General features: G+C 46.7%; 23 protein-coding genes. 16 read left to right on the top strand and 7 right to left on the bottom strand.

Going from position 1 to position 24,323, the window contains the following annotated elements:
* The first annotated feature begins 83 nt into the window (after positions 1–83).
* Together GGU45_RS10085 and GGU45_RS10080 are read left to right on the top strand one after the other, a co-directional pair.
* A complete protein-coding gene (locus GGU45_RS10085) occupies positions 84–1,097 on the top strand; it encodes an FKBP-type peptidyl-prolyl cis-trans isomerase (protein ID WP_435224347.1) in 1,014 nt (337 codons plus the stop codon).
* A 198-nt stretch (positions 1,098–1,295) separates the two neighbouring features.
* On the top strand, positions 1,296–2,141 hold the full coding sequence (locus tag GGU45_RS10080; RefSeq protein ID WP_435224345.1) for a DUF922 domain-containing protein: 846 nt from the start codon (positions 1,296–1,298) through the stop codon (positions 2,139–2,141).
* On the opposite strand, the gene folP is transcribed toward GGU45_RS10080, so the two are convergent.
* Positions 2,142–2,918 carry a dihydropteroate synthase gene (gene folP / locus GGU45_RS10075; protein ID WP_435224343.1) on the bottom strand — a complete coding sequence of 259 codons (777 nt, stop codon included), beginning with the start codon at positions 2,916–2,918 and terminating at the stop codon, positions 2,142–2,144.
* Between the two features lie 135 nt (positions 2,919–3,053).
* Here folP and GGU45_RS10070 point away from each other — a divergent pair, with 135 nt between their 5' ends.
* From GGU45_RS10070 to GGU45_RS10055, 4 genes are all read left to right on the top strand, one after another.
* Positions 3,054–3,617 (top strand): DUF1599 domain-containing protein, encoded by a 564-nt coding sequence (locus GGU45_RS10070; protein WP_435224341.1) that lies wholly within the window; start codon positions 3,054–3,056, stop codon positions 3,615–3,617.
* Positions 3,614–4,744, top strand: coding sequence for a BT_3928 family protein (locus GGU45_RS10065; RefSeq protein WP_435224339.1), 1,131 nt, complete (start codon positions 3,614–3,616; stop codon positions 4,742–4,744). The genes GGU45_RS10070 and GGU45_RS10065 overlap by 4 nt, the downstream gene beginning before the upstream one ends.
* A gap of 69 nt (positions 4,745–4,813) precedes the next feature.
* A complete protein-coding gene (locus GGU45_RS10060) occupies positions 4,814–5,860 on the top strand; it encodes an ABC transporter permease (protein WP_435224337.1) in 1,047 nt (348 codons plus the stop codon).
* Positions 5,861–6,050: 190 nt separating this feature from the next.
* Positions 6,051–7,097: a hypothetical protein gene (locus GGU45_RS10055; RefSeq protein WP_435224335.1), complete on the top strand. Its 1,047-nt coding sequence runs from the start codon at positions 6,051–6,053 to the stop codon at positions 7,095–7,097.
* A 164-nt stretch (positions 7,098–7,261) separates the two neighbouring features.
* Here the strand turns inward: GGU45_RS10055 and GGU45_RS10050 are convergent, their stop codons facing one another.
* The 3 genes from GGU45_RS10050 to recF form a co-directional block, all read right to left on the bottom strand.
* Positions 7,262–7,543, bottom strand: a complete 282-nt coding sequence (locus GGU45_RS10050) for a DciA family protein (protein ID WP_435224333.1) — start codon at positions 7,541–7,543, stop codon at positions 7,262–7,264.
* 28 nt (positions 7,544–7,571) lie between these two features.
* Positions 7,572–8,690 (bottom strand): acyltransferase family protein, encoded by a 1,119-nt coding sequence (locus GGU45_RS10045; RefSeq protein WP_435224331.1) that lies wholly within the window; start codon positions 8,688–8,690, stop codon positions 7,572–7,574.
* Between the two features lie 66 nt (positions 8,691–8,756).
* The gene (gene recF / locus GGU45_RS10040) at positions 8,757–9,842 is read right to left on the bottom strand and encodes a DNA replication/repair protein RecF (RefSeq protein WP_435224329.1); all 1,086 of its coding nucleotides are present in this window, start codon (positions 9,840–9,842) and stop codon (positions 8,757–8,759) included.
* Between the two features lie 267 nt (positions 9,843–10,109).
* Here recF and pdhA point away from each other — a divergent pair, with 267 nt between their 5' ends.
* The 7 genes from pdhA (at position 10,110) to GGU45_RS10005 (ending at position 16,755) form a co-directional block, all read left to right on the top strand.
* A complete protein-coding gene (gene pdhA, locus GGU45_RS10035; protein ID WP_435224327.1) occupies positions 10,110–11,105 on the top strand; it encodes a pyruvate dehydrogenase (acetyl-transferring) E1 component subunit alpha in 996 nt (331 codons plus the stop codon).
* Between the two features lie 25 nt (positions 11,106–11,130).
* On the top strand, positions 11,131–11,829 hold the full coding sequence (locus GGU45_RS10030) for a tetratricopeptide repeat protein (RefSeq protein WP_435224325.1): 699 nt from the start codon (positions 11,131–11,133) through the stop codon (positions 11,827–11,829).
* A 3-nt stretch (positions 11,830–11,832) separates the two neighbouring features.
* Positions 11,833–12,312: a 6,7-dimethyl-8-ribityllumazine synthase gene (gene ribH, locus GGU45_RS10025; protein WP_435224323.1), complete on the top strand. Its 480-nt coding sequence runs from the start codon at positions 11,833–11,835 to the stop codon at positions 12,310–12,312.
* Positions 12,313–12,644: 332 nt separating this feature from the next.
* Positions 12,645–13,364 carry a (Fe-S)-binding protein gene (locus GGU45_RS10020; RefSeq protein WP_435224321.1) on the top strand — a complete coding sequence of 240 codons (720 nt, stop codon included), beginning with the start codon at positions 12,645–12,647 and terminating at the stop codon, positions 13,362–13,364.
* A 217-nt stretch (positions 13,365–13,581) separates the two neighbouring features.
* Positions 13,582–14,577, top strand: coding sequence for a hypothetical protein (locus GGU45_RS10015; RefSeq protein WP_435224319.1), 996 nt, complete (start codon positions 13,582–13,584; stop codon positions 14,575–14,577).
* Between the two features lie 246 nt (positions 14,578–14,823).
* Positions 14,824–16,182, top strand: a complete 1,359-nt coding sequence (locus GGU45_RS10010) for a TrpB-like pyridoxal phosphate-dependent enzyme (protein ID WP_435224317.1) — start codon at positions 14,824–14,826, stop codon at positions 16,180–16,182.
* 168 nt (positions 16,183–16,350) lie between these two features.
* On the top strand, positions 16,351–16,755 hold the full coding sequence (locus tag GGU45_RS10005) for a hypothetical protein (protein ID WP_435224315.1): 405 nt from the start codon (positions 16,351–16,353) through the stop codon (positions 16,753–16,755).
* Positions 16,756–16,917: 162 nt separating this feature from the next.
* Here the strand turns inward: GGU45_RS10005 and GGU45_RS10000 are convergent, their stop codons facing one another.
* Both GGU45_RS10000 and GGU45_RS09995 read right to left on the bottom strand, forming a co-directional pair.
* Positions 16,918–17,808 carry a DUF72 domain-containing protein gene (locus tag GGU45_RS10000; protein ID WP_435224313.1) on the bottom strand — a complete coding sequence of 297 codons (891 nt, stop codon included), beginning with the start codon at positions 17,806–17,808 and terminating at the stop codon, positions 16,918–16,920.
* Between the two features lie 92 nt (positions 17,809–17,900).
* Positions 17,901–18,956, bottom strand: a complete 1,056-nt coding sequence (locus tag GGU45_RS09995) for an NAD(P)/FAD-dependent oxidoreductase (RefSeq protein ID WP_435224639.1) — start codon at positions 18,954–18,956, stop codon at positions 17,901–17,903.
* Between the two features lie 163 nt (positions 18,957–19,119).
* On the opposite strand from GGU45_RS09995, the gene GGU45_RS09990 reads away from it, so the two are divergent.
* Both GGU45_RS09990 and GGU45_RS09985 read left to right on the top strand, forming a co-directional pair.
* Positions 19,120–19,524 carry an EVE domain-containing protein gene (locus tag GGU45_RS09990; protein ID WP_435224311.1) on the top strand — a complete coding sequence of 135 codons (405 nt, stop codon included), beginning with the start codon at positions 19,120–19,122 and terminating at the stop codon, positions 19,522–19,524.
* Positions 19,525–19,813: 289 nt separating this feature from the next.
* Positions 19,814–21,571, top strand: coding sequence for an aromatic amino acid hydroxylase (locus GGU45_RS09985; RefSeq protein WP_435224309.1), 1,758 nt, complete (start codon positions 19,814–19,816; stop codon positions 21,569–21,571).
* Positions 21,572–21,886: 315 nt separating this feature from the next.
* Here the strand turns inward: GGU45_RS09985 and argS are convergent, their stop codons facing one another.
* Positions 21,887–23,662, bottom strand: a complete 1,776-nt coding sequence (gene argS, locus GGU45_RS09980) for an arginine--tRNA ligase (RefSeq protein WP_435224307.1) — start codon at positions 23,660–23,662, stop codon at positions 21,887–21,889.
* Between the two features lie 74 nt (positions 23,663–23,736).
* Here argS and GGU45_RS09975 point away from each other — a divergent pair, with 74 nt between their 5' ends.
* Positions 23,737–24,297, top strand: coding sequence for a GtrA family protein (locus GGU45_RS09975; RefSeq protein ID WP_435224305.1), 561 nt, complete (start codon positions 23,737–23,739; stop codon positions 24,295–24,297).
* The last annotated feature ends 26 nt before the right edge of the window (positions 24,298–24,323 follow it).

Raw genomic sequence — 24,323 nt, 5'->3', positions numbered from 1 at the left:
CTGTCTTTTATCACGGGCGGCCATTTTAATGTAGCAGTTCTCAAACTTAATATCTGAATAAACAAATAACACAAAAACAAAAAATGAAACAACTAAAAACAGTTGGGCTGGTCCTGCTTGCTGCAGCGGCTTTTACGGCCTGTAAGAATGCAGATTTTAAAACGACATCCAGTGGTCTGAAATATAAAATTATTGACGGTGGAAGCAAAGACTCTACAAAAACCGGCAATATTTTGAAGTTTCATGTTGTCCAGAAAGTATCCGGTGCAAAGGATACCGTTATGTACAGTTCGTACGAAACCATGCCGGAGTATTTGCCGGTTCAGCAAATGGCACCGGAGCAAACTAACTACAGCCCCATGGAGCTGCTTCCAAAACTTAAAAAAGGAGACAGCCTGGTTGCTATTTTGCTTGTAGATTCTCTTATTAAAAAAGGACAGGTACAGGAAGCACAGCTGCCCCCGTTCCTGAAAAAAGGCGATAAGATCACTTTTACATTTAAAGTGCTGGAAGTATTTAAGAACGATAGCCTGGCAATGCTTGATCGTCAGAAGGAAGGACAAGCCTATCAGAAAAAAGAAGAAGCGAAACAAAAAGCCATAGTAGACGCATTTGAAAAAGCAGGTGGAAAAGACAAACAGATCAAGGATCTGGAAGACTACCTGAAAAAGAAAAATATCACTGCTGCAAAATCAGCCCTGGGTACTTTTGTAAAAATTGATAACCCCGGTACCGGTACGCAGGTTACCGATGGAAAATTTGTGACGCTGAAATATTCCGGCAAAACAATTGATGGCGACAAACCTTTTGATGCAAATACCATGACCGCCCAGGTAGGATCCGGTGGCGCTATACCCGGTTTTGAAGACGGGCTGAAACAATTTAAAGAAGGCGGAAAAGGGGTGATCTACATCCCTGGATTCCTGGCCTACACGCAGGGCGTACCTCCGGGTGCTCCTTTTAAAGCGTATGATGGCCTGTATTTTGAAGTGGAAATTACCCATGTTGGTGATGCACCTCCGCAACAACAGGCGCCTGTTGTTATGCCGCAGGAAGCACCTAAGGCAGAAGCTGAAAAACCGGCTGCTAAGAAATAAGCCGCAGGCACCTTACTGTATAACGAATGGCCATCCCATAAAGCGGGATGGCCATTTTGATAAAGAATGGTGTAATTGTTGATACATTTGTCAAGGCCAGATGCTGTGGCGGCAAAGCGGGGTAATACCGGCGGCGCAGCTTACCGGCATCCTGGAATCGGCTGTCTGATACGGCCGCTCAAAAAATTAAACTGACTTATGATGCGATACTTATTAGCCGGTCTGCTGTTCTTGTCTGCAGCCTGCGCGCCTAAAATGGGCAGCCAGATTACCGCGCCCCAGGAGGCCCTGGCCGATACTGCTTTTGTGCTGGTGCTAAAGAAAATAGACAAGTTTGAGAATGATGGTATAAGGGTAGGAAGCATCCGCTCCACCGACAATGGGTTTTCCGTAAACTGCTCTTACTACGAGGTTATAGAAAAGCTCCGGCAAATGGCGCGCCGCCACGGAGCCAACATAATCAAAATAACCCGGGACGAGCTGCCGGATAAAAAAAGCACCTGTGAACGCATCTGGGCAGATATTTACCGGGTGCCGGATTTCCGGAAACATGAAGGAGAGATTTATTGGTCGCCCCAAAGAAAACTTACCTGGGACGATTTTAAAGGAACGCCATCTGCCACCGGCTATTTTAGTTTTGGAGCGGCAACTTCCTGCGACCTGAAAATGGAAAGTAATAGCTTTAGTTTATTAAAGAAACCCAAATTTTATACCGAGGCGGTGTTTAATTGTTATGTAAGCTGGGTACGTCCGGTAGCGAGGGGCAATGATACCGTGCTGGCGCATGAGCAGTGCCATTTTGATATTGGAGAATTGTACCGGCGCAAAATGCAGCGGCAGCTGGACGAGTCCAACCTGGCTGTTTTTGGATTGCAGGAGGCAGTAAACCGCATTGTCAGGGATGTAAACAAACAAATGGTAAAGCGAAATGATGCTTACGATGAGGAAACAGCACACGGGGTAAATAAGGACCGGCAACGGGAGTGGGCATTGTTGATTGCCCGTGAACTGGATGCATTAAAAATGTATGAACAGCACCGGTAATCATGATTGCCGGTAATGTTCTATCAGCAGGATGGCTTCCCGGGCTTCCTTTACATCATGCACGCGAAGGATACGGGCTCCGTTTAGCAGCCCGATGGTGTTGAGCACGGTAGTGCCATTTAATGCCTCTTCGGCGGTTGTGCCCAGGGTTTTGTAAATCGTTCCTTTACGGCTTACACCCAGGAGCAGCGGACAATCCAGAATCGTAAACTGCTTCAGGTTTTTTAAAAGGGTAAAGTTGTGCTCGTTCGTTTTTCCAAACCCAAATCCCGGGTCAATGATGATATCCTGCACACCCGCTTTTTTTAAAGTAGCTGTTTTTTCAATGAAAAAATCCAGTACTTCCAGGGTTACGTCCGTATAATACGGGTGTTGCTGCATAGTACCCGGTTGCCCCTGCATATGCATAAGCACATAAGGGATCTTTAATGCTGCAACCAGGGGAAACAGTGCTTTATCAAAGGCCCCCGCGCTGATATCGTTCACCATGGAAGCGCCGGCCTCAACAGCGTTTTTAACCACCCCGCTGTAAAATGTATCTATAGAAATGATGGCCTCCGGAAACCTTTTGTGCAATGCTGCAATGGCTGGTACTACTAAGGCGGCTTCCTGTTCGGCCGGCAGTAGGTTGCTGCCCGGCCTGGTACTTTGTCCGCCAATATCCAGGATGGAGGCACCCGCCGTAAGCATTGCTTCTGCGGCACGGAGCAGTGCATCGCCCGCCCGGTGCCGGCTGGCGGCATAAAAGGAGTCCTCTGTGATATTTAAAATGCCCATTACTGCGGGCTTTTCTAGGGAAAGCAACTTTCCCCGGCAATTAAGCGTGAACATCCCGATTAGTTTGTTATTTTTGGGCGTAAAGATAAACAGGTTGGCTAAGGTTTCAGGTTTAAAGTTTGATGTGATACGGTTATGAATAAGACAAATGAACAATACGATGCGGTGATTCTTGGATGCAAAGATGTGTTTTTGAAAAAGAATAAAGATTATGGTACCGCCTGGAGGGTGCTCCGGACCATCTCCATCGTGGACCAGATCTACATCAAAGCTCAGCGCATCCGCACGATACAGGATCTGAAGCAACAAAAAATAGCCGATGATATTGCCGGTGAGTTTAAAGGAATTATTAACTACAGTGTTATCGGGCTGATACAGCTGGGGCTACCTGCTGGTGCCCCCGAAGAGTTGCAGGAAACTGCGGTTCGGGCATATTATGACCAGTATATTGATACTGCCCGGAGCCTGATGCAGGATAAAAACCATGACTATGGCGAGGCCTGGCGCAATATGAGCCAGGAAAGCTTTGTGGACCTGATCCTGATGAAATTGCTGCGCATTCGCCAGATACTGGGCAATGATCACAAAACGCTGATAAGCGAAGGTATCGATGCCAATTATAACGACATTATTAATTATGCTGTTTTTGCACTGATATTGCAGGGAGAAGCAGACAGCAGCAAACCGGTAACGCCATGAAAATATTGACGGCAATTGCACGGGTTATTGTGGGGATTCTGTTTGTTTTCTCGGGGCTCATCAAGGCCAACGACCCCATTGGGCTCAGCTATAAAATGCAGGAATTTTTCGAGCTATGGAAAATGAGTGCATTGAATGGCATTACCCTTACACTATCGGTGCTGATGATTGCTTTTGAGATCATCGCCGGGGTGGCCTTGCTGCTGGGTTATAAAAGAAAACTGGTTAACTGGCTGCTGCTGTTACTGATCGTGTTTTTTACCTTCCTGACCGGGTATGCCTACCTGTCGGGAAAATTCACTAATTGCGGTTGTTTTGGGGATTGTATTCCTATTACTTCTAAAACTTCGTTCATTAAAGACCTGGTGCTCCTGGTATTGATCCTTTTCCTGTTTCTTAATCAAAAATACATCCGGCCCCTTTTCCCCGGCAGGATAACCGGTATTTTAATGATCATTGCCACCCTGTTTTCTTTCGGGGCTCAGTGGTATACCCTCAAATACCTCCCGGTGCTGGACTGCCTGCCTTTTAAAAAGGGTAGCTTCATACCCGGCAAACTGAAAATTCCGGCCAATGCTGTGCCGGACAGTACAGAAATTATATTTGTATATGAGAATGCGGGTAAAAAAATAGAGTTTAACGCGGAACACTTCCCCGCCGACTTTAACGACAGCACCTATAAATTTATAAATCGCTACGATAAACTGATCAGGGCCGGATCGAACAACCTTCCGGAAATACGAGGGTTTGATTTTACGGATGCATCCGGCAATAATGTAACGCAAAACATCCTGGATGCCGGCACCATCCTGCTGTTATTTAATGAAGATCTGTCTACCCCCCCCAATGTGTGGAAGGGAGGCTTTGATCCCATTTATAAAACGGCGCTTGCGGAACGCCTGCCTGTTTATATGATCAGCAGTACCGCTATACCGGTTAAACGGGCCATTGCCGGCACTTCGTTTGAAGCGCTGGAGGTGCTCGCCGGCGACCGCGTAATGATCCGTATGGCGGCGCGAACCAACCCAACCTTGTACCTCTTAAAGAAAGGAACCGTTGCGGGGAAATGGAGTTATAAAAATTTTGATGAAGCTTTAAAAGTGCTGCAAACATCGCCGCAAAAATAAATGCGGCCGGTGGCCAAGGTGTTCCGCTATTCATTATTCACTATTGACTATTCACCATTTCGATTCAACTTGTTCCAATACATCATAAAAAAGATCGGGTACAGCATACTGGTAATGGCCGGTGTGGTAATGCTGGTGTTTTTCCTGTTCCAGGGTTTTGGAGATCCATCGCGGCTGATTATGGGGCAAACGGGCGACCGAAAAACCCAGGAAAATATCCGCAGGGAGCTGTACCTGGACCAGCCAAAATGGAAGCAGTTTTTACTTTATGTAAACGATGTATCGCCGGTTGCGGTACATAGCAGAGAAGAGATCGTTTCAAAAAAATTAAAGGGATTTTTTATAGGCGGAGAGAAGAAACTGGCCTTTAAGCTGCCCTACCTGCGGCGCTCTTACCAGACGAAACGGGAGGTTGCGGGTGTGCTGATGGAAGCGCTGCCGGGGACCATCCTGCTGACGCTGGCCGCAATGGCGCTGGCCATTATTGTTGGGGTGCCGCTTGGTGTGGTTGCTGCAGTAAAGCAGAACTCATGGCTGGACACCGGCGCCATTTTTTCAAGCATTGTCGGTATTTCCGCGCCTTCGTTTTTTATGGGGATCATTATCGCCTATGTTTTTGGCTTTGTACTTACAAAATATACCGGGCTGCAAATTACCGGTAACTGGTTCGATATTGATCCGGTAACGGGGAAACGCATTTTTTCATTAAAGAACCTGGTGCTCCCGGCTATAACACTCGGTATTCGTCCGCTGGCAATTATTACACAACTCACAAGAAGCGCTATGTTGGACGTGCTGGACCAGGATTATATCCGCACGGCTTATGCCAAAGGTTTGCCCCGGCGAGCGGTGATCTGGAAACACGGGCTTAAAAATGCAATGAATCCTGTAATCACTGCCGTTACGGGATGGTTTGCCGAACTGCTGGCGGGCGCTTTCTTCGTGGAATATATTTTTGGATGGCAGGGAATCGGGAAAGTAACCGTAGACGCGCTGGAAAAACTGGACTATCCCGTAGTGATGGGAGCCGTGTTGGTTTCGGCAGCGTTCTTTGTGCTGATGAATATTGTTGCAGATATATTGTACGGCGTATTTGACCCGAGGGTGAGGGTTTGAGAATTTGAAAATTTGGGAATAGGGAAATGTGGGAATAGGGAGTAGGGAGTAGGCAATGGACAATCAATACGGTTTCCGCAAGCCTGATGTTGGGCCTGGAATGATATCGGGTCTGAAGCATGGGGCTATATCAAAAGTCGCTTTACGGCATGATATCGTTCTGAACTTGAAACTTTTAATAATAGTTTAAATGAAAAAATACGGATCACTGCTACTGGTTATGCTGCTGTCTTACGGAATTGCTGCTTCACAGGAAGATACATCGAAGACGGCGCTCCGGAAGAAATATGAAAATTCGGATATTCATAAGGAGCTAAAAAAGAAAATGACTTCGGATTACAGCTATCCGGACAGCATTATACTGGCCCCGCTGCATTTTATTAATACAACCATCAGGTTAGATACGCCTTCCGTTTTGTTTGAGCGTTTTTCTGTTGATATAACTATAAAAACTCCGGTACCAGACGACTACCGTTTTTATATAGCGCCTTTTAACGGTACGCTGAACGGGATGCAATATTATGGGGGCATACAAACCGCTTCGGACGGAAAACCCATAAGTGGCGGCGATAGTAAAGGGATTGGCCGCGGAGGTATTTTTTCCAGGTGGATGGAACGTAACAAGGGCGCGCTGAAGACCGATGGTTATTATGCAAGCAGCGATGCCGAGGGTGATTTTATCAGTGTGCGCAATAAAGTGAAATGGGACAGGGGGCGCTACCGGCTTACACTCTACAAATCGGGTTATGTACCTGGTAAACCGGTTCCCGATTCATTTTCACCGAAAGATATTATTTTCTCCTGGGGAGAATATGAACACAGCTGGGTAACCATGGAAGTGGAGAACCTCGACCGGCACGAACGGTTTGTTATCGGGTCGCTGGCGTTCCCCGGCAAGGAATTGTGGTTTGGAAATTGGGAAGGGATCTTCCTGGAGCAATACGGAACCGTGATCAATTTTGCAGCGCAAAAACCTGCCATCGGCGGTCGGGTAACCTACTATAAAGAGCTGCCTGTAATCCGTTTGAGCATCGGGAATATACAATTGAACGGAAAACCGCTTCAGCCGCTTAAGGTGCAAACCTATCATAACCGTACACATCATCCGGAACAGTCTAAAATACCGATGCCGCTTCCATTGTTGTCTAAGTCCTCCTATAATGCAAAGACAGGAGTGATTGAATACGAGGTAGGCGCTTTTCAGGGCTGGAAAACCCCGGCTACACCGGATCTGTAGTAATTTGAAAATTTGAGAATGTGAAAATGTGAGAGTGAGGCAATGGTCAATAGGCAATGGATCAGCATTCGGCGTTCAGCACTTCAAACTCTCAAACAAGAAACGATGAATAGTCAATGGGATCATCAAGTACAAAACGGATCCAACGTGAAACCTCAAACCGGTTACTTTACAATTACTTCTTTGATGACTTTCTGCCCCAGGGCTTCATTTACCCGTTGGATAATTTTTTCGCGTTGAAAGATTAGTTCATTTTTAAGAGGGGCAACAGTTGTGGATATAAACAGTTTGTCGCCGATGATCTGTAGCTTATCGGTGTAACGCGCAACGGTTTTACCCATGATCTCTTCCCATACGCCGTCAATACGTAACGCCTGTATATCGCCTTTGATCCGGCTTTTATTTAAAAACTCATTCAGCGCTTCTCCTAAAGAATATTGTGCCACCTTACATCCGTTTGTGCGAAGGTAACGCTTAAAGCCGGATGAATATTTTTCTTTTATAAAGGACATATCCCACAAGCCAGCAAAGCAACATAAAGCTTACCGACCAGAGCAGGGAGGGGATATGGCCCGTGCCCAATTGTCCGAAAGTGACATTATAAAAGGCTTTAAACAGGGACTGTCCGCCGGCGGTATAAAAGCTGGAGAGCAGTATCGGCACCACTTCGCTGAGTAAATAAATGAACAATGCGTTTTTTCCGAATATTTCGAAGAAGCTTGCGCCCGCCCGTTTACCTTTAAAGTCAACAGCATAAAGTATGGTTGCTATAATAAGGCAATCAAGGCCGGAGGTCAGGCACACAAAGCTGCTCGTCCAGAGTTTTTTATTGATCGGAAATACAAGGTTCCATAAATAGCCCAACGATAACAACAGAAAGCCGGCAATAGCCAGCAGCGCCAGCATTTCATAGCTTTTAGCGTTTTTCTTTATATGAGCGCCCGCAAGGCAACCGATGAGTACGTTAACGATTGCGGGCAGGGTGCTCAGCAATCCCTCGGGGTCAAATGCATTTTCGGGTCCTTTTTTATAAAGGTGCTGCGGGGTCAGTGTAAGAATGTCCAGTTTGGTTGCGGCAGCCCCGTTTAATGTATAGTCGCCAAATACGGTGGCCAGCAGCCAATATCCTAATAATAAACCGGCGCAGGTGTAAAGGATCGTTTTTCGCTGGCAATAATAAATGAGCAGGGCGCCAATGCCATAACACAAGGCAATGCGCTGCAGTACTCCAAAGATCCGGGTTTCGTCAATGGGGAAGGGATGTATATGATTTTGAGGGTCCACCTTTACAAAGGGGAGCCAGTACATGAGATAGCCGATCAAAAATAAGAGTACCGTACGTTTTAATATTTTTGTAACCACTGTACGGGAGGGCTGCTGTTCCCATTTTGTTTTTGAAAAGCTGATGGCAGTGCCCACGGCAAATAAGAAGGAGGGGAAAACCAAATCGGTCAATGTAAATCCATTCCACTGGGCATGTCGCAATTCCTGAAAAGGGTTAGGCCCTCCTGTATTTACGATGATCATAAAACAGATTGTTAGCCCGCGAAAAACATCAAGTGCCAGGAAACGTACCGGTGCAGTTTGGTTCATATAAATAATGGATTAATGGAAAAAAGATCATTGCTCTAAGTTAATATGAAATGATTTTGCCGCCAATTAAAGTTCCACCAGGTGTATATCTGCGCCAATGGCCTGCATGTGTTGCAGGATACGTTCTTTATTGGTATCTGTAATAAAAACCTGACCGTTTTTTTCAATGCATACCTGTTTCAGGAGGTTGCTGATGCGGTCTTCATCCAGTTTCTCAAAAACATCATCGAGCAGCAGAAGGGGCGTGAATTTTTTTTCGGTGGTCAGCACATCCAGCTCGGTAAGTTTTAATGCAAACAGCAGACTTTTTCGCTGGCCCTGGGAGGCCATGTTTTTGAACGGCTGGTTGCCGAGTTGGAGGGTGATATCATCGCGGTGAATGCCGGTGGTGGTACGTTGCAGGGCCAGGTCTTTTTGCCGGGATGCCCGGAGCAGCTCTTCAAACCCGGCTTCCAGCAGTCGGCTTTCGTAAAACAGGGAAAGCGCTTCTTCCCGCTGTGCAATGTCGGTATACATCCGTTTTACCTTCGGAAGAAAGGCTACCAGGGTATCGCGCCGTTTATTAAAGATGAAGTTGCCGGCAGGAATCAGCTGTGCGTCCAGTACGGCAAGCAGCGATTCGTCCATCCGGCCCTGTTCGGCGGCTGCTTTTAAGAAGCTATTGCGCTGCTGCAGCACCTTATTATAGAGGATCAGCTGCTTCAGGTACTCGGCATCGAGTTGCGCAATGAGCGCATCGATGAACCCCCGCCGCTCTTCGCTGCCACCCGTAATCAGCACCGCATCATCCGGCGCAATGATTACACAGGGATACCGTCCGATGTGCTGCGAAAACTTTTCATAAGGCGCTCCATTTATCGTGAACTCTTTTTTGCCGGTTTCCCGGAGGATGCAGGCCGCGCTCTCGGTTTGCCCGTTTTGCTCAAAACTTCCGTCAACACGGAACCCTTTGGCGCCCTGCTGCACATTGGCCGCATCGGAACTGCTAAAATAACTTTTGGTAAAACAGAGATAATGGATGGCGTCCAGTATATTGGTTTTGCCAACGCCGTTTTTTCCGCAGATCGCCACTACTTTTTTAGGAAACAGGAAGCTGCGGTTGGTATAGTTTTTAAACTGCAGGAGCGATATGGAATGGAGCTGGAACGACATTTTGGCTAAATTACTGATTGTGGGTTTAATTAGCGGTTTTAGGGGCTGTTTAAAATGGAACCTGTAAAAAATAGTTGTAATAGTTGGTTTGCTTCCTGCTGATCGTGCAGATTTTATGCCTCTATTTCTGCAAAAATCTGGGCCCCAATGATTACCGGGAGCAGGAAATAGTCGCCACTGCTATTTTTGGGGAACTATTTTTAGACAGCTTCTAAGACGGTATAAATCAGAAATTTTCCCGTACATTTGCTACTCAAATTTTTAGCCGTGGCAACAAAATTTTCAAAAGAAACTTACCTGTACTGGTATGAGCTGATGCAGCTGATCCGCACATTTGAACTTACTGCGGAGGAAAAATATAAAATGGAGGGAAAGATCCGTGGTTTTTTTCATGCTTATGTAGGGCAGGAGGCTATTGCCGCGGGATGCATGACAGCTACCAAACCGGAAGATATTTTTATTACAGCATACCGTGATCATGGATTGGCAATTGCCAAAGGCGTTTCTGTGGATAGTTGTATGGCGGAGCTTTATGGCAAAGCTACCGGTTGTGCCAAAGGCAAAGGCGGCAGCATGCACTTCTTTGGAAAGGAGCAACATTTTTATGGAGGGCACGGTATTGTAGGGGCGCAGATCGGCACCGGTACGGGCCTGGCATTTGCAGAAAACTACAAGGAAACGGATAACGTGGTGCTTTGCTTTTTTGGGGATGGTGCGGCAAGGCAGGGTATCCTGCATGAATCCTTCAACCTGGCTATGTTATGGAAATTACCTGTAATTTATATTTGCGAAAATAATAATTACGCCATGGGCACTTCCGTAGAGCGCACCTCCAATATTCATGATATTTACAAATTAGGGGCGGCTTATGAAATGCCATCGGAGGTGGTAGACGGTATGAACCCGGAAACCGTGCATGATGCAGTATCAAAAGCAGTAAAGAGAGCCCGGGAAAAAGGCGGACCTACCTTACTTGAAATTAAAACCTATCGTTATAAAGGGCACTCCATCAGCGATCCGCAAAAATACCGGACCAAAGATGAGGTGGATGAATACAAATCAAAGGACCCTATTAACCAGCTGCGGAAAAATATCCTGGAGAGCCAACTGGTAACAGAAGGACAGGTAAAGGAAATTGACAGCCGTTGTGATGAAGTAGTGGCCGCATCTGTAAAATTTGCAGAAGAAAGCCCGGTTCCTTCCGATGACGAGGTTTTAAAAGATGTATATGTTGATCAGGATTACCCGTTCATTGTAGATTAAAACTAACTAAATAATATAAAATAAAATGACAGATAAGCGAAATCATGGAGCTGTGAACGAGCATGTTGCAGAATCAAACGCTGTTGATAATTTACGGATTTTCTGGCTGAAGCACGGAAAAAAAGTTACCGCCGTTTTGGCGCTGGTTGTGGTTTTGGGTGGCGGATATATGTTATACAAATCCTTTGTTCAGAAGCCCCGGATCGAGGAAGCGCTGGATAAAAGCTTTAAAGCAGAAGAATACTTTAAGAAAGACTCTTTTAATCTTGCGCTGAACGGCGATGGTGTAAACCAGGGATTTATTGCCATCTCTAAAAAGTACAGTGGTACACCTACCGGTAACCTGGCTAATTTTTATGCCGGTGTTTGCTATGTAAAGCTCAATCAGAATGATAAGGCGGTAACCTATCTCAAAGATTTTAAAACCGGCTCTAAACAGATCCAGCAGCGCGCCTATAAATTGCTGGGAGATGCCTATGGCGATATGGGAAAAGGCGCCGAAGCGCTGGACAATTATAAGAAGGCTGCAAAAGAATTTGAAGCCGACCAGGCTGCTTGTGCCGAAGCCTTGTTTAGTGCCGCTTATCTGGCGCAGCATGTGCTCAATAACAAAGAAGAAGCCGTTGGGCTTTATAAAGAGCTTAAGGAAAAATATCCGCGTACCCAGCAGGGTTTTGATGCAGACAAGTACCTGGCTCAGTTAGGTGTTTATAATGTAAATTAGAAAATGGCAACACAAGGAAACAGTTCTTTATACCATATTAACGCGGGCATTCTGAAAGAGAATGCCTGTGTTGTTTTAGTAAAAACTGAATGGAATGCGGCGGTAGCGGATGCGCTGGAGGCCGGTTGTAAAACGATTTTTGACCAGTACGGGGTTCGGTATCAAACCATCGTGGTGCCAGGTGCCGTGGAGCTGCCCTTTGCTATAAAACGGCACTGGGAGCGGACTAAAGAGACGGCCAATGCCCCCGATGCCTTTATTGCACTGGGCTGTGTGATCAAAGGTGATACCCCGCATTTTGAATACGTGTGCGACTCGGTAACGCAGGGTGTGTTGCAGCTGAATCTGCTGCTGCCGGTGCCCACCATTTTTGGCGTGCTGACGGTGAATAATGAAGAACAGGCGCAGGAGCGGATTGGTGGTAAACATGGACACAAAGGAGAGGAGGCTGCTGTTACAGCGCTGAAAATGATCCATTCCTGATAAAGGGATTTTTATTTTTATAAAGAAGTTAACTTTAGGCTGGGGTACAATGGCGACCTGCGCTTTGAGACCTGTTATTTTTTTCAGTAAGAGCTGTTTATATTTTGCGTAAAAAAGACTTATAATAAATATTATAGGATTAAAATAACCATTAAGGAGTTAAGATTCATTAAGAAACAAATAGCTTAACTATTCTTAATCTTAATGATTTTCAAAAAATAAATTTTTAAACAAGCTCTAAATCCATGGAACTTTGATATAAGGATCATGGTGCCCGTCAGCAGGGAATATCTTACCATTGCCGTGTATCAGAAAGTTCAACCGTAATAAAAATGAATGTACAGATTTTTATACCTTGTTTTGTAGATCAGCTTTACCCGGAGACGGGGTTTAACATGGTAAAAGTGCTGGAGCAGTTTGGGTGCAAGGTAACCTACAACGCCAGCCAAACCTGTTGTGGACAACCGGCTTTTAATGCCGGTTTCCGGGATGAGGCAAAAGCGGTCTGTACCAAATTTCTGAATGACTTTAAAGGGAGTGATTATATTGTAGCGCCCAGCGCCAGCTGCGTGGGCTTTGTGCGGAATTACTACCCGGCCCTGTTTGATAATTCATCGGTTCATAACGAGGTAAAAACACTGGGCGCACGGATCTTTGAATTTTCCGAATTCCTGGTTCATATACTGAAGGTGACCGACACCGGGGCTACCTTAAAAGGCACTGCCACTTACCACGACAGTTGCGCTGGTTTGCGGGAGTGTAAAATAAAGTCGGAACCCCGCGCCCTGCTTTCGCATGTACGCGGTCTGGTATTAAACGAAATGAAGGACGTGGAAACCTGTTGTGGATTTGGCGGAACCTTTGCCGTAAAATTTCCTTCAATCTCCATCAATATGGGGGAACAAAAAGTAGAAAATGCCATCGCTACCGGCGCAGAGTACCTGATTAGCACCGATCTTTCCTGCCTGATGCATTTGCAGGGCTATATCGACAATAAAAAGTATTCCATTAAAACCATGCACCTGGCAGATGTATTGGCCAGCGGGTGGTAACGGCCGATGACGGTCAGCAATTTGGTTCAATGATTTGAAAACCGCTGCTTCATGTTCGGGGCAATATTTTAGTATCGGAATTTTCTTATTTTTATTGTGAGGACTTATTGAGACCAGTACCAACTGACCGCGGTAATTTACCTTATTTGATTTGTAAAAACATAAATCATGCAACAGGAACAAATTTCTGTTGTAACGCCGTATAATAATATGTAGTATGACCACCAAAAAAAAAATCATAAAACCGCCGGTATTATTTGCAGAAACGCAAAAGCTCATAAAAAAAATTCAGGTATCGGGGAAAATAAAAATCCTGGTATACTGGAATTCTGTAAGAGGGGCTGTTTGCCAGAATGATGTAAATTCCGTTTATGAGATCATAAAGGACTGGGGGATACAGGATCAGATTTATCTGTTTATAAAATCGGCTGGAGGAGATGGCAAAGCATCGCTGCGTATTATTAATCTGCTAAGAGAACATACCCAAAGGTTAATTGTATTTATATCTGAAGAATGTTCATCAGCTGCCACAATAATGGCTTTGGGAGCAGATGAAATTCATATGGGGCCGCTGGCATTCTTATCAGCAGTGGATACATCGCTAACACATGACTTATCTCCGGTCGATAAAGATAATGATTTGGTAAGTGTAAGTCAGGATGAATTGACCCGGGTTCTGAAGTTATGGAAAGAAGCGGGAAAAGAAGAAAACCCCTATCCAGACTTGTATGCGCATATCCATCCGCTTGTATTTGGTGCGTTGGACAGGGCCAGTTCATTGTCGATAAAGCTCTGCACTGACGTTCTATCCTATCACATGAAAGACAAACGAAAGGCCGCCATGATCAGTAAAAAGCTAAATTCCGACTATCCCTCGCATAGTTACCCTATTCTGTCAAAAGAAGCCAAAGAAATTGGGCTAAATATAAAGCTGCTCGATAAAAGGACCAACGATATGTTATTCGAACTTAATAGCCTGTATTCCCGGATGGCACAGAAGGCGCTGACCGATTTTGATGAAGATAATTATCATGATAACGAGATCCGGAACATTATTGAGGCCGAAGGTATACAAATCTACTATCAGGTAGATAAGGACTGGCATTATCGAAACGATGAACGCCGTTATATACCGCTTAATGACAACAGTTCTTGGTATAAGGTAAAGGGAACTATGCAAAATTTTCAAACAGAGGTGTTTCAGCTTCGATAAAAGAGCAGGCTGGGCAAATAGCTTGTCTTTCGGTATAAAGCATGAATGCTAGTGGTATTCCGACAACGGGGTAATAGGGGCTTAATAAAAATGGGTTGTTGGATATGGGATCTTTAATCAAAAATGCCTGGCGGAGCATTGGAGGTGTTCCTCCTGATTTTTAAAAAATGTTTATTTTAAATTGGGTATATAGTATAAGTATTTTAAATTTAGTTCTTTAGATTCTAATTAAAACGCAAATCATAAATGGAAAAGAAAATTCTTTTGAATGAAAAAGACATACCTACCCAATGGTATAATATAGTTGCAGACATGCCGAACAAGCCCTTGCCACCACTGCATCCCGGGACCAAGCAGCCTATCGGCGGTGAGGACCTGGCGCCCTTGTTTCCCATGGATCTGATCCAGCAGGAAGTTTCGGCCGAACGGTATATTGATATTCCGGAGGAGGTTCGGGATGCGTACCGAATCTGGCGCCCCACGCCTTTGATCCGCGCAACGGAGCTGGAGAAGGCGCTGGGAACTGATTGTAAGATCTACTATAAATACGAAGGTACCAGTCCCAGCGGATCACACAAACCCAACACGGCCATTCCCCAGGCGTATTACAACAAAAAGGCCGGGGTAAAGCGAATTATTACAGAAACCGGTGCGGGCCAGTGGGGAACGGCGCTGAGCTTTGCCTGCGCCCATTTTGGGATCGACTGCGAAGTGTATATGGTCCGTATCAGCTTTAACCAGAAGCCTTATCGTAAGATCCTGATGAATACTTTTGGAGCAAAGGTATATGCATCGCCCAGCACCAACACGCAGGCGGGAAGAAATGCACTGGAGGCCAACCCGGATACACCCGGAAGCCTGGGCCTGGCCATTTCCGAAGCCATTGAAATTGCTGCCGGCGACGAGGATACCAAATACTCATTGGGCTCGGTATTGAATCACGTGCTGCTGCACCAGACCATCATTGGACAGGAAGCAAAAAAGCAACTGGAATATACCGGCGACTATCCGGATGTGATCATTGCCCCACTGGGCGGCGGTTCCAATTTTGCGGGGTTATCGTTCCCCTTTATAAAAGATAAGATCGAAGGCAAAAATGTACGCTGCATTGCCGTAGAACCCGCTTCCTGCCCCAAGCTCACCAAAGGGAAATTCATGTACGACTTTGGCGATACACAGGGGTATACGCCCTTGTTACCCATGTACACATTGGGGCATACTTTTACGCCGGCAGCCATACATGCGGGTGGATTGCGCTATCACGGAGCCAGCGTATTGTGCAGTCAATTGTTAAAAGACGAGCTGATTGAAGCCAGCGCCATTCAGCAACTGGAATGTTTTGAAGCAGGCGTATTGTTTGCGAAGGCAGAGGGAATTGTTCCCGCTCCTGAAGCCAATCATGGTATTGCGCAGGTGATCCGGGAGGTGAATAGAGCAAAAGAAGAAGGAGTCAGCAAAACCATCCTGTTTAATTTGTGCGGGCATGGTTTTGTTGATATGGCGGCCTACCAGGATTATTTTGATGGTAAACTGGTGAACCATTCCTTTACAGATGAGGAACTGACCGTGGCCATTAAAGATATTGAGGCGCTGCAGCCACAATAGATACTTGTAGGCTTTGACTATATGGAGGCTGTATCAGGAGCAATGGATCTTCTGATACAGTTTTTTTTATTTCAATTATCTCAGGGCAAACAGGTTACCTGCAAGGTGTTCCGGTATTAAAAGTAGTACGGCGGCGGCTGATACGACCTGCTATAAAATACATCCAAAATGAAAAAGCGAACCATCAACGCATTGCTTTTTGTGGCGATTTTCCTTATAGGGATAGGAGTACTGCCCGGGTGTGATTATGCACAGGTAATGATTGTGCAGGCCACCGGCGAAAAAAATAGCTCCATAGTACTATATGGCAACCTGGCAATGACTGGCAGAATGTATCCCGGAAAGATCGTTGTACGGACCCCTCAGAATGATACTACCAGGAGAACCTTTTATTTTGGTATGGGAAACTGGAGCGATGCGGAGCTGGACCGGTTAGCGGGCCATATCGATTCCATTGTTATTACAAACAGCCATGGAATAGAACGGATGCATGATAAGGCAATTTTAAAGGCCTATTTTCAGGATCACCGCAGCGGTATGGCTCATAGTGAGCTATTGCTTAAAGCGGAGTAAAAAGAGGGGTGCATTATTGGGGTTGCCACTAAGATCCGGTTATTGCCACTGAAACGCAGTTCCGAATGTTCGGAACACAGATGCTTCAGCGAAGTCTGCGGGAACTGTATCAAAGGAATCTTATTTTTAAACAGCTTCTCAGTGCTTCAGTGGCAGTATCAATTAAAACAACAACCCCTGTTCACCGGCTTTATCCGGTATTTTTAACGACAGGCCAAATGTTTTATTCATGGAACGGATAAAATGTGCGGCCAGCAGGGGCGATTCCAGTTCCACATTCTGATGTACAAAAAAATAAAGTTGCTGCAATCCTTCGCTTCGCCATTTTTTTATTCGTTCAACCCAATGATCCAGCCGGTCGGTATCTGTAGGGTGGTTGGCGCCCACATACCGCACAAAAGCCGTTGGAGCCGTCAGCCGCATGTGGGCCATGTCCCGGCGGCCGGCCGTATCTACAATGATGTTGGTCATGCCCAACTTTTCAAGCAGGCTGCAATACCGGTCGTTGATTTGTTTGCCGGCAAACCATGCTTCATTGCGTACTTCCACGCCCAGTGGGATGCCTTGCGGAAACTGTTCCAGCATTTTTGAAAGACGGTCAACATGTTCGGGTTTAAAATTATCGTGCAGTTGCAGAAAAGCCATGCCCATCCGGCTTTCAAAATTGCTGATGGCATCACAGAACAGGTTCACATCGTCCCTCACATCAATCAGTCGTTTATAATGACTGATTGTATTGGTAAGCTTGGGAAAGAACCTGAATCCCTCCGGGGTTTTGTTCTTCCAGGAATCCACCTGTTTCCAGTCGGGCATTTTATAAAAAGTGGCGTTCAGCTCAATGGCGTTAAATTGGGTGGCATAATAGGTTAATTCATCTTTTGTACCCCGCGGATAAAAGCCTTTCAGATCGGTACGATTCCATTTAGCGCAGCCTACATAAACTTCAAAGCCCGGTTGTTTTTTTGTTGCTCTCAGTATTCTTGTGGTATCGGGATGGTCGTCCGGGAGTGTAAAATCGATAGACCCGGGATTGCTTACTTGTCCAAATTTCATATAGGAGCAAAGTTAATCATTATCGGATCCGCCTTCGGCATTCAGCGTTAACATTCAGCCTTTAGCGTTAGGCGTTAAGCATTCAGTGTACCCTATTCCATCATTTCGGCAAGTTTTCTGCCAACCGCCGGTGCCAGGGCTACACCCATGCCACTCATGCGCAGGGCACAGAAGGACCGGTTGGTGCATTGTTCTACAATCGGCATTTTTTCTTTTCCCATTGCCATAATGCCCGCCCAGCGATGGGTAATAACCGGTTGCTGCCCCGGTAAGATCACATTGCAGAGAAATGCTTCCAGCGCCTGCTGTATAGGCAGGGTGGTAAAGCTGTCGAGCGTATATTCGGTTTGGAGGGAGGTGTTGCGCGCGCCGCCCAGCAGCACACGGTCACCCAGGTTGCGAAAGTAATAGTAGCCCTCCTGGTAATGAAAGGTTCCCCTGAATTTCAGACCCGGAACCGGTTCTGTAAGCAGTACCTGCGCCCTTGCCGGCACCAGGTCCATTTTGGGGAGCAGCCGGTTGCTGAAGGCATTGGTGCAGTGTGCCAGCCGGTCGGTCACCAGGTTGGGCCCGTCTACGGTGACAAGCTTAAGGCAGGAAGCCTGTTCCTCTATATCGCGCACTTCGGTCGAAAATAAAAAACGGATGCCCATTTTTACACAGAGCTGGTGCAGCGCATTCAGCAGTTTACCGGGATGCAGGCTGCCTTCAAAACGGTTCTCCACCAGGTGGGCTACGTTGGCAAACCCAAAAGCAGGCAGCTGCTCGTCCAAAGTGCAAAAAGTTGAGGGGCTCCCGGTAAGTTCCCGGAGCCATGTATTGAGCAAGGGTAGCTGCTCCAGGGCCCGCTCATCATTCAGCAACTCGTATCCTTTGCAAACGGTAAAATCAACAGGGCCATTCGCAAATATCTTTTGAATGGTGCGTAACCCTTCAAACCGCATGCTCAAAAGTTGCAGCGCCCGCTCTTTCCCCATTATTTCTATGTCTGATAAAATTTCCGTGGGACTTCCAAAACAGGCAAAACCCGCATTGCGCGCCGATGCACCGGCTGGCGTAACACCCCGCTCAACGATGAGGATCTTTTTAGAAGGGTATTTCTGTTTTAAATAGATCCCTGCCCACATACCGGTAAATCCTGCGCCTATAATGATGATATCCTGGGGCGCGTAAAAGGCCTCCTGTTCCCAAATACTTATTTGTTGTTGCGGATTCGTAATTGTTATTTATTTTTATTCATCATAAAATTACTGATTACAAACAGGAACAACACATCATTCTGAATTCAATATTTTAAATTTTGCATCTCTTATGGCTTACTGGCTTATAAAATCAGAACCTTTTAAATACAGTTATGATCAGCTGGCGAAGGATAAAAAAACGGTTTGGGACGGAGTTCGCAACTATGCCGCCCGTTTAAATTTGCGGGCTATGAAAAAGGGCGACCTCGCTTTTTTTTATCATAGCAATGAAGGAGTAGAGATTGTTGGCATTGCAAAAATTGTAAAGGAGGCCTTTCAGGACCCTACCACAACGGATGAACGCTGGGTAGCTGTGGAAGTGGCGCCCTATAAAAAATTAAAGAAAACGGTGCCGCTTGCAGCGATCAAGGAAGTACCCCAGTTAAAAGATATGGACCTGGTGCGGCTGGGCCGTTTATCGGTTCAAACCGTAAAGCCGGAGGAGTGGGAGCTGGTTTTGAAAATGGGGGAGTGAGGACATTTCTGGTTTGACGTTTGATGTTTGATGTTTGACGTTGCCCGATGCACGGAGACGTTTTTATGCTTGGTGTCCGCAATGCATTTACATTGGCTGAATATGGTTGAATGCTCAAAACTGAAAGCTGAAGGCTGGACCCATGTTTAATAGCTGGCTCTCACTTCCTGATGGGATCTCAACTCTCGAATCTCCCGAAGTGCCGGTGCTGAAAACGGATCACTAAAAGCTGTCAGCCCGATTAATCCCTAAACTTACGATTGTTTGTTTTAATTTGTATTTTTGCCGGATGAAGAATTACAATAATCCGATCATCGATGCACTTCCCCGTCATCTGAAACAATACATTGTTGCCCAGCATTATGAGCATTATACACCGGCAGACCATGCCGTATGGCGCTATGTAATGCGGCAGAATTACAGGTATCTCAAAGATGTAGCCTATTATCCGTACATTCCGGGGTTAAAGAAGGCCGGGCTTACTATTGAGCATATACCGGACCTGCAAACGATGAACAACCACCTGAAGCAGATTGGTTGGGGTGCGGTTACGGTAAATGGCTTTATTCCTTCGCATGCCTTTATGGAGTTTCAGGCTTACCGGGTATTGATCATTGCTGCGGACATCCGGCAGATCCGGCATATTGAATACACTCCCGCGCCGGATATTATACACGAATCGGCCGGGCATGCTCCCATCATCGGCGAGCCGGAATATGCGGCATATCTGCAGTTTACCGGTGAGGTAGGCACAAAGGCCATGGTCTCCCGCAAGGACCAGGAGCTTTTTGAAGCGATCCGGCGGCTGGCGGTTTTAAAGGAGTTGGCCGGTACACAGGAAAAAGAGCTCCTGGAGGCAGAGGCGGCTTTATCCTTTGTCCAGAACAATATGGGTCCGCCCTCGGAAATGGCCCTGCTGGCGCGCCTGCATTGGTGGACGGTAGAGTACGGCCTCATTGGCAACCTTCAGAATTATAAGATCTATGGTGCGGGCCTGTTATCTTCCATTAGCGAAAGTGTTACCTGTATGCAGCCTTCTGTAAAGAAGCTCCTGTATACGATTGATGCGGTCACCTATCCTTATGATATCACCAGGCCCCAGCCGCAGCTGTTTGTGACGCCCGATTTTCAAAACCTGGTGCAGGTGCTGGATGCATTTGCAGATACGCTTGCTTACCGGCGGGGCGGAGCCTATGGCTTACAGAAAGCGATTGACTGCGGCTTACTGTGTACCGCTGTTTATAGCTCGGGTTTGCAGGTGTCCGGCATTTTTATAGAGCCCGGCATTGACGAGGGCACTTATATCCAGACAAGCGGGCCTACGGCCCTGGGGTTTGAGGGCCGGCAGCTGGAGGGGTATGGTAAAGATCAGCATCCGCAGGGGATAGGATCGCCCGTTGGAAAATTACGGGACTCCGATCTGCCGCTGGAGGATTTTACTATAAGCGATCTGAAAAATGCGGGTATCGAAACCGGTCGGCCGGCGGCATTGTTGTTTCGCAGCGGCATGCAGGTACGGGGTAAGGTGGAGGAAATCATTGAAAGGAATCATAAGGTTATCCTGATCCGTTTTTCGGCGTGTACCGTGATCGATGGCATTACCGCCCGTCAATTATTCCGGCCGGAATGGGGCCTGTATGATATGGCGGTGGGCGAACAGATCATTTCCGTTTTTTCCGGTGCTGCCGACAAAGATGCCTATGACCAGGTAACTATTGTACCGCGGGAAATGCCCCGATCGGTTTATGATGCCCATACAAAGGCGCTGCATCGCCTTTACCAAACGGTAAGGGAGGTGCGCGAAGGAAAAGCCGCCCCCGGGCTGTTGGAACGGGTTTGGCATCAGCTCCGGGATCAGCACAATGAAGATTGGCTTTGTGCGCTGGAGATCCTGGAGGTATTGAAGGAGGGGAATATGAATAAAGACCTGCAGCAGCAGGTCCTGCACCATCTATTGCAGATGCAGCAGGAGCAGCCCGAAATTGCCAGGCTGATCGGCGATGGTTTGCAGGCATTGGAACAGATCGCCATGATACCCGGCCGTTAATGCCACAAGGTCCCGAAGGCACAAAGAAACACCAAGCTATTACGTCATTGCGGGAAATCAAAACATCATTATGCGAAATGCCCCTGGCCCCGGACACAGAAGGCCATTGCGTCTTAGCACCGTTGCGTCACGGCGGGAAACTGCAGAAAAATGCTAAACCTTCTTTGCAAACCTTGTTAAATTTTTATCCCTTTTTGGCCACTTTTTAACCGCGAGGTACGCAAAGAACCCGCAATGATCGCAACGGTAGCTTCTGCTATAAAAGTCTTTGCGAACCCTGTGAAAGCCTTGCGTGCTTTGCGGTTAAATCATACCCTACATCCGCTCCGGTACCCGGATGCCCAATAAGCCCATCGTTGCGGCAATAGTGGCCGCCGTAAGCGTGCAGATCTTTAACCGCAGGTTTTTCTTTTCGGGAGTTGCAGCGTTACGTACGGAATGGGCCGTATAAAAGCTGTTGAACAATTTTGCCACACTAAAGGCATAGATGGCCAGCAGGGAGGGGTTATGCTCCAGGGAGGCCTGCAGCACCTGGGCGCGGAACTGTTCCAGCAGGATGATCAGCTCTTTCTCCAATGGTTCCAGTTCCTGCGGATCTGCAATACCTTCTGCTACCGGCTCGTTGCGTAAAATGGATTTGATACGTGCATGGGTGTACTGGATAAACGGACCGGTAAATCCCTGAAAGTCGATGCTTTCTTCGGGGTTAAAGATCATCCGCTTTTTGGGGTCAACACGGAGGAGAAAAAACTTCAGGGCGCCCAGTGCAATGGTATCGTATAGTTCTTTGAGCTCAGTTTCGGAGAAGTCTTTTACCTTACCCAGTTCTTCTGTTTTAGCGGCTGCAACCTTTACCAGTTCGTCCAGCAGGTCATCGGCATCGACCACGGTACCTTCGCGCGTTTTCATGCGCCCGCTGGGTAATTCCACCATGCCATAGCTCAGATGATAAATACCACCGGCATAAGGCTTGTTTAGCTTTTGCAGGATCAGCTGCAGTACCTTCATGTGATAGTTCTGCTCATCGGCAATTACATAGATGCTTTGATCGTAGGGGAAATCCTTGTACTTTTCATCGGCCAGTCCCAGGTCCTGGGTCATATAAACGGCTGTGCCGTCCTTTCGCAACACCAGTTTTTCATCCAGTCCTTCTGCGGTAAGATCGATCCATACACTGCCATCTTCTTTTTTAAAGAATACCCCGTCTTTCAGGCCTTCCTCTACAAATTGTTTTCCCAATATATAGGTGTCGCTTTCATAGTAGATTTTGTCAAAATCGGTACCAATGCGTTTATAGGTTTGGTCAAACCCCGCATATACCCAGTTGTTCATCTGTTTCCAGAGCGCTATTACTTCCGGGTTGCCATTTTCCCAATCCACCAGCATTTGCTGCGCGGCCTTCATAATTGGTGCATTCTTTTCGGCCTCTTCCTTGCTCATGCCTTCTGCTATAAGTTCCGCCATTTGCTCTTTGTGTTTTGCGCCAAACATCACATAATAGTCGCCCACCAGGTGATCGCCTTTGATACCGGCAGATTCCGGTGTGGCGCCGTTGCCGTAAAGCTGCCAGGCCACCATCGATTTGGAAATATGAATGCCCCGGTCGTTGGAGATGCAGCATTTCCGGATTTCGCTGCCGGTGGCCTTCAGGATTTCGGCAATGGACCAGCCCAGGAAATTATTGCGCAAATGTCCCAGGTGCAGGGGCTTATTGGTATTGGGAGAGGAGTATTCCACCATTACTTTAGAGGCCTGCTGATCTTTTTTCGCCAGTGCCGGGGTTTTATAGTTTGCATCCAGGAAGCCGAACCAGAAATTTTCGGCAATGGTCAGGTTCAGGAAGCCTTTGATCACGTTAAAAGAACGGATCAGCGCCGGGTGCTGGTTTACCAGGTGTTGCCCCATTGCTGCTCCTAACTCTTCGGGCTTTTTTTTCAAATCCTTGATAAATGAAAACAAAACGATGGTATAATCGCCCTCAAACTCGGGTTTGGTGCTGTTGATCGCAATCGATGAAGGGGCCAGGTCCTTTTGATACAATTCTTTTAATGCAGCTGCAACAATCGGCCTCAATATATCTACAATGCTCATTCTTAACAATTTTGATGCAAAAATAAGGAACACGGCCGCAGAAATCATGCTAATAAGGAATATCTTCGCCGCCGATGAGGCAACATCTGCACAGTGTACGGGACCGGATCCTTCCGTTAATCGATTTTTTTTATCCGATGTTCAGGCGGATCATGCCGCTGCAAACCTTTCGGTACGCCGTTTCGGGGGCGGGTAACACCTTCCTGGGCCTGCTGGCGTATTATATTACATATAAGTTTATTTTGCGGGGGCAGGATTTTCATTTTGGCTTTTATGCGCTGAAGTCGCATGTGGCGGCATTGGCAGCATCCTTTATACTAAGCTTCCTGGTAGGATTTTTCCTCATGAAATATGTGGTGTTTGATGATAGCAAGATCCGCGGCCGGGTGCAACTGTTCCGGTACCTGCTGGTTTGCGTATTCAATCTCACCGTTAACCTGGTATTACTGAAGTTTTTGGTGGAAGCCTGTGGTATTTACCCGGTTTTTGCTCAAATTGGTACTACCGTGGTGGTCGTGCTCCTGAGCTATCTGGCGCAGCGGCATTTCAGCTTTAAACGGGTGCCGGAACCAACTTACCTCGAAGATGAAGGGCCAGACCTGAAATCGTCTTCGGATGGCGGGGGAGGTGAATAGTTAATAGTGAATAGTGAGTAGTGAAT

The organism is Niabella hirudinis (assembly GCF_051201075.1).
Lineage (GTDB): Bacteria > Bacteroidota > Bacteroidia > Chitinophagales > Chitinophagaceae > Niabella > Niabella hirudinis.
This window is presented reverse-complemented; position numbering and strand designations above follow the sequence as displayed.

Excerpts from the sequence above, each read along its gene's own strand:
- GGU45_RS10085 (WP_435224347.1), top strand. The coding sequence starts at position 84 with ATGAAACAACTAAAAACAGTTGGGCTGGTCCTGCTTGCTGCAGCGGCT.
- GGU45_RS10080 (WP_435224345.1), top strand. The coding sequence starts at position 1,296 with ATGATGCGATACTTATTAGCCGGTCTGCTGTTCTTGTCTGCAGCCTGC.
- folP (WP_435224343.1), bottom strand. The coding sequence starts at position 2,918 with ATGGGCATTTTAAATATCACAGAGGACTCCTTTTATGCCGCCAGCCGG.
- GGU45_RS10070 (WP_435224341.1), top strand. The coding sequence starts at position 3,054 with ATGAATAAGACAAATGAACAATACGATGCGGTGATTCTTGGATGCAAA.
- GGU45_RS10065 (WP_435224339.1), top strand. The coding sequence starts at position 3,614 with ATGAAAATATTGACGGCAATTGCACGGGTTATTGTGGGGATTCTGTTT.
- GGU45_RS10055 (WP_435224335.1), top strand. The coding sequence starts at position 6,051 with ATGAAAAAATACGGATCACTGCTACTGGTTATGCTGCTGTCTTACGGA.
- GGU45_RS10045 (WP_435224331.1), bottom strand. The coding sequence starts at position 8,690 with ATGAACCAAACTGCACCGGTACGTTTCCTGGCACTTGATGTTTTTCGC.
- recF (WP_435224329.1), bottom strand. The coding sequence starts at position 9,842 with ATGTCGTTCCAGCTCCATTCCATATCGCTCCTGCAGTTTAAAAACTAT.
- GGU45_RS10030 (WP_435224325.1), top strand. The coding sequence starts at position 11,131 with ATGACAGATAAGCGAAATCATGGAGCTGTGAACGAGCATGTTGCAGAA.
- ribH (WP_435224323.1), top strand. The coding sequence starts at position 11,833 with ATGGCAACACAAGGAAACAGTTCTTTATACCATATTAACGCGGGCATT.
- GGU45_RS10020 (WP_435224321.1), top strand. The coding sequence starts at position 12,645 with ATGAATGTACAGATTTTTATACCTTGTTTTGTAGATCAGCTTTACCCG.
- GGU45_RS10015 (WP_435224319.1), top strand. The coding sequence starts at position 13,582 with ATGACCACCAAAAAAAAAATCATAAAACCGCCGGTATTATTTGCAGAA.
- GGU45_RS10010 (WP_435224317.1), top strand. The coding sequence starts at position 14,824 with ATGGAAAAGAAAATTCTTTTGAATGAAAAAGACATACCTACCCAATGG.
- GGU45_RS10005 (WP_435224315.1), top strand. The coding sequence starts at position 16,351 with ATGAAAAAGCGAACCATCAACGCATTGCTTTTTGTGGCGATTTTCCTT.
- GGU45_RS10000 (WP_435224313.1), bottom strand. The coding sequence starts at position 17,808 with ATGAAATTTGGACAAGTAAGCAATCCCGGGTCTATCGATTTTACACTC.
- GGU45_RS09990 (WP_435224311.1), top strand. The coding sequence starts at position 19,120 with ATGGCTTACTGGCTTATAAAATCAGAACCTTTTAAATACAGTTATGAT.
- GGU45_RS09985 (WP_435224309.1), top strand. The coding sequence starts at position 19,814 with ATGAAGAATTACAATAATCCGATCATCGATGCACTTCCCCGTCATCTG.
- argS (WP_435224307.1), bottom strand. The coding sequence starts at position 23,662 with ATGAGCATTGTAGATATATTGAGGCCGATTGTTGCAGCTGCATTAAAA.
- GGU45_RS09975 (WP_435224305.1), top strand. The coding sequence starts at position 23,737 with ATGAGGCAACATCTGCACAGTGTACGGGACCGGATCCTTCCGTTAATC.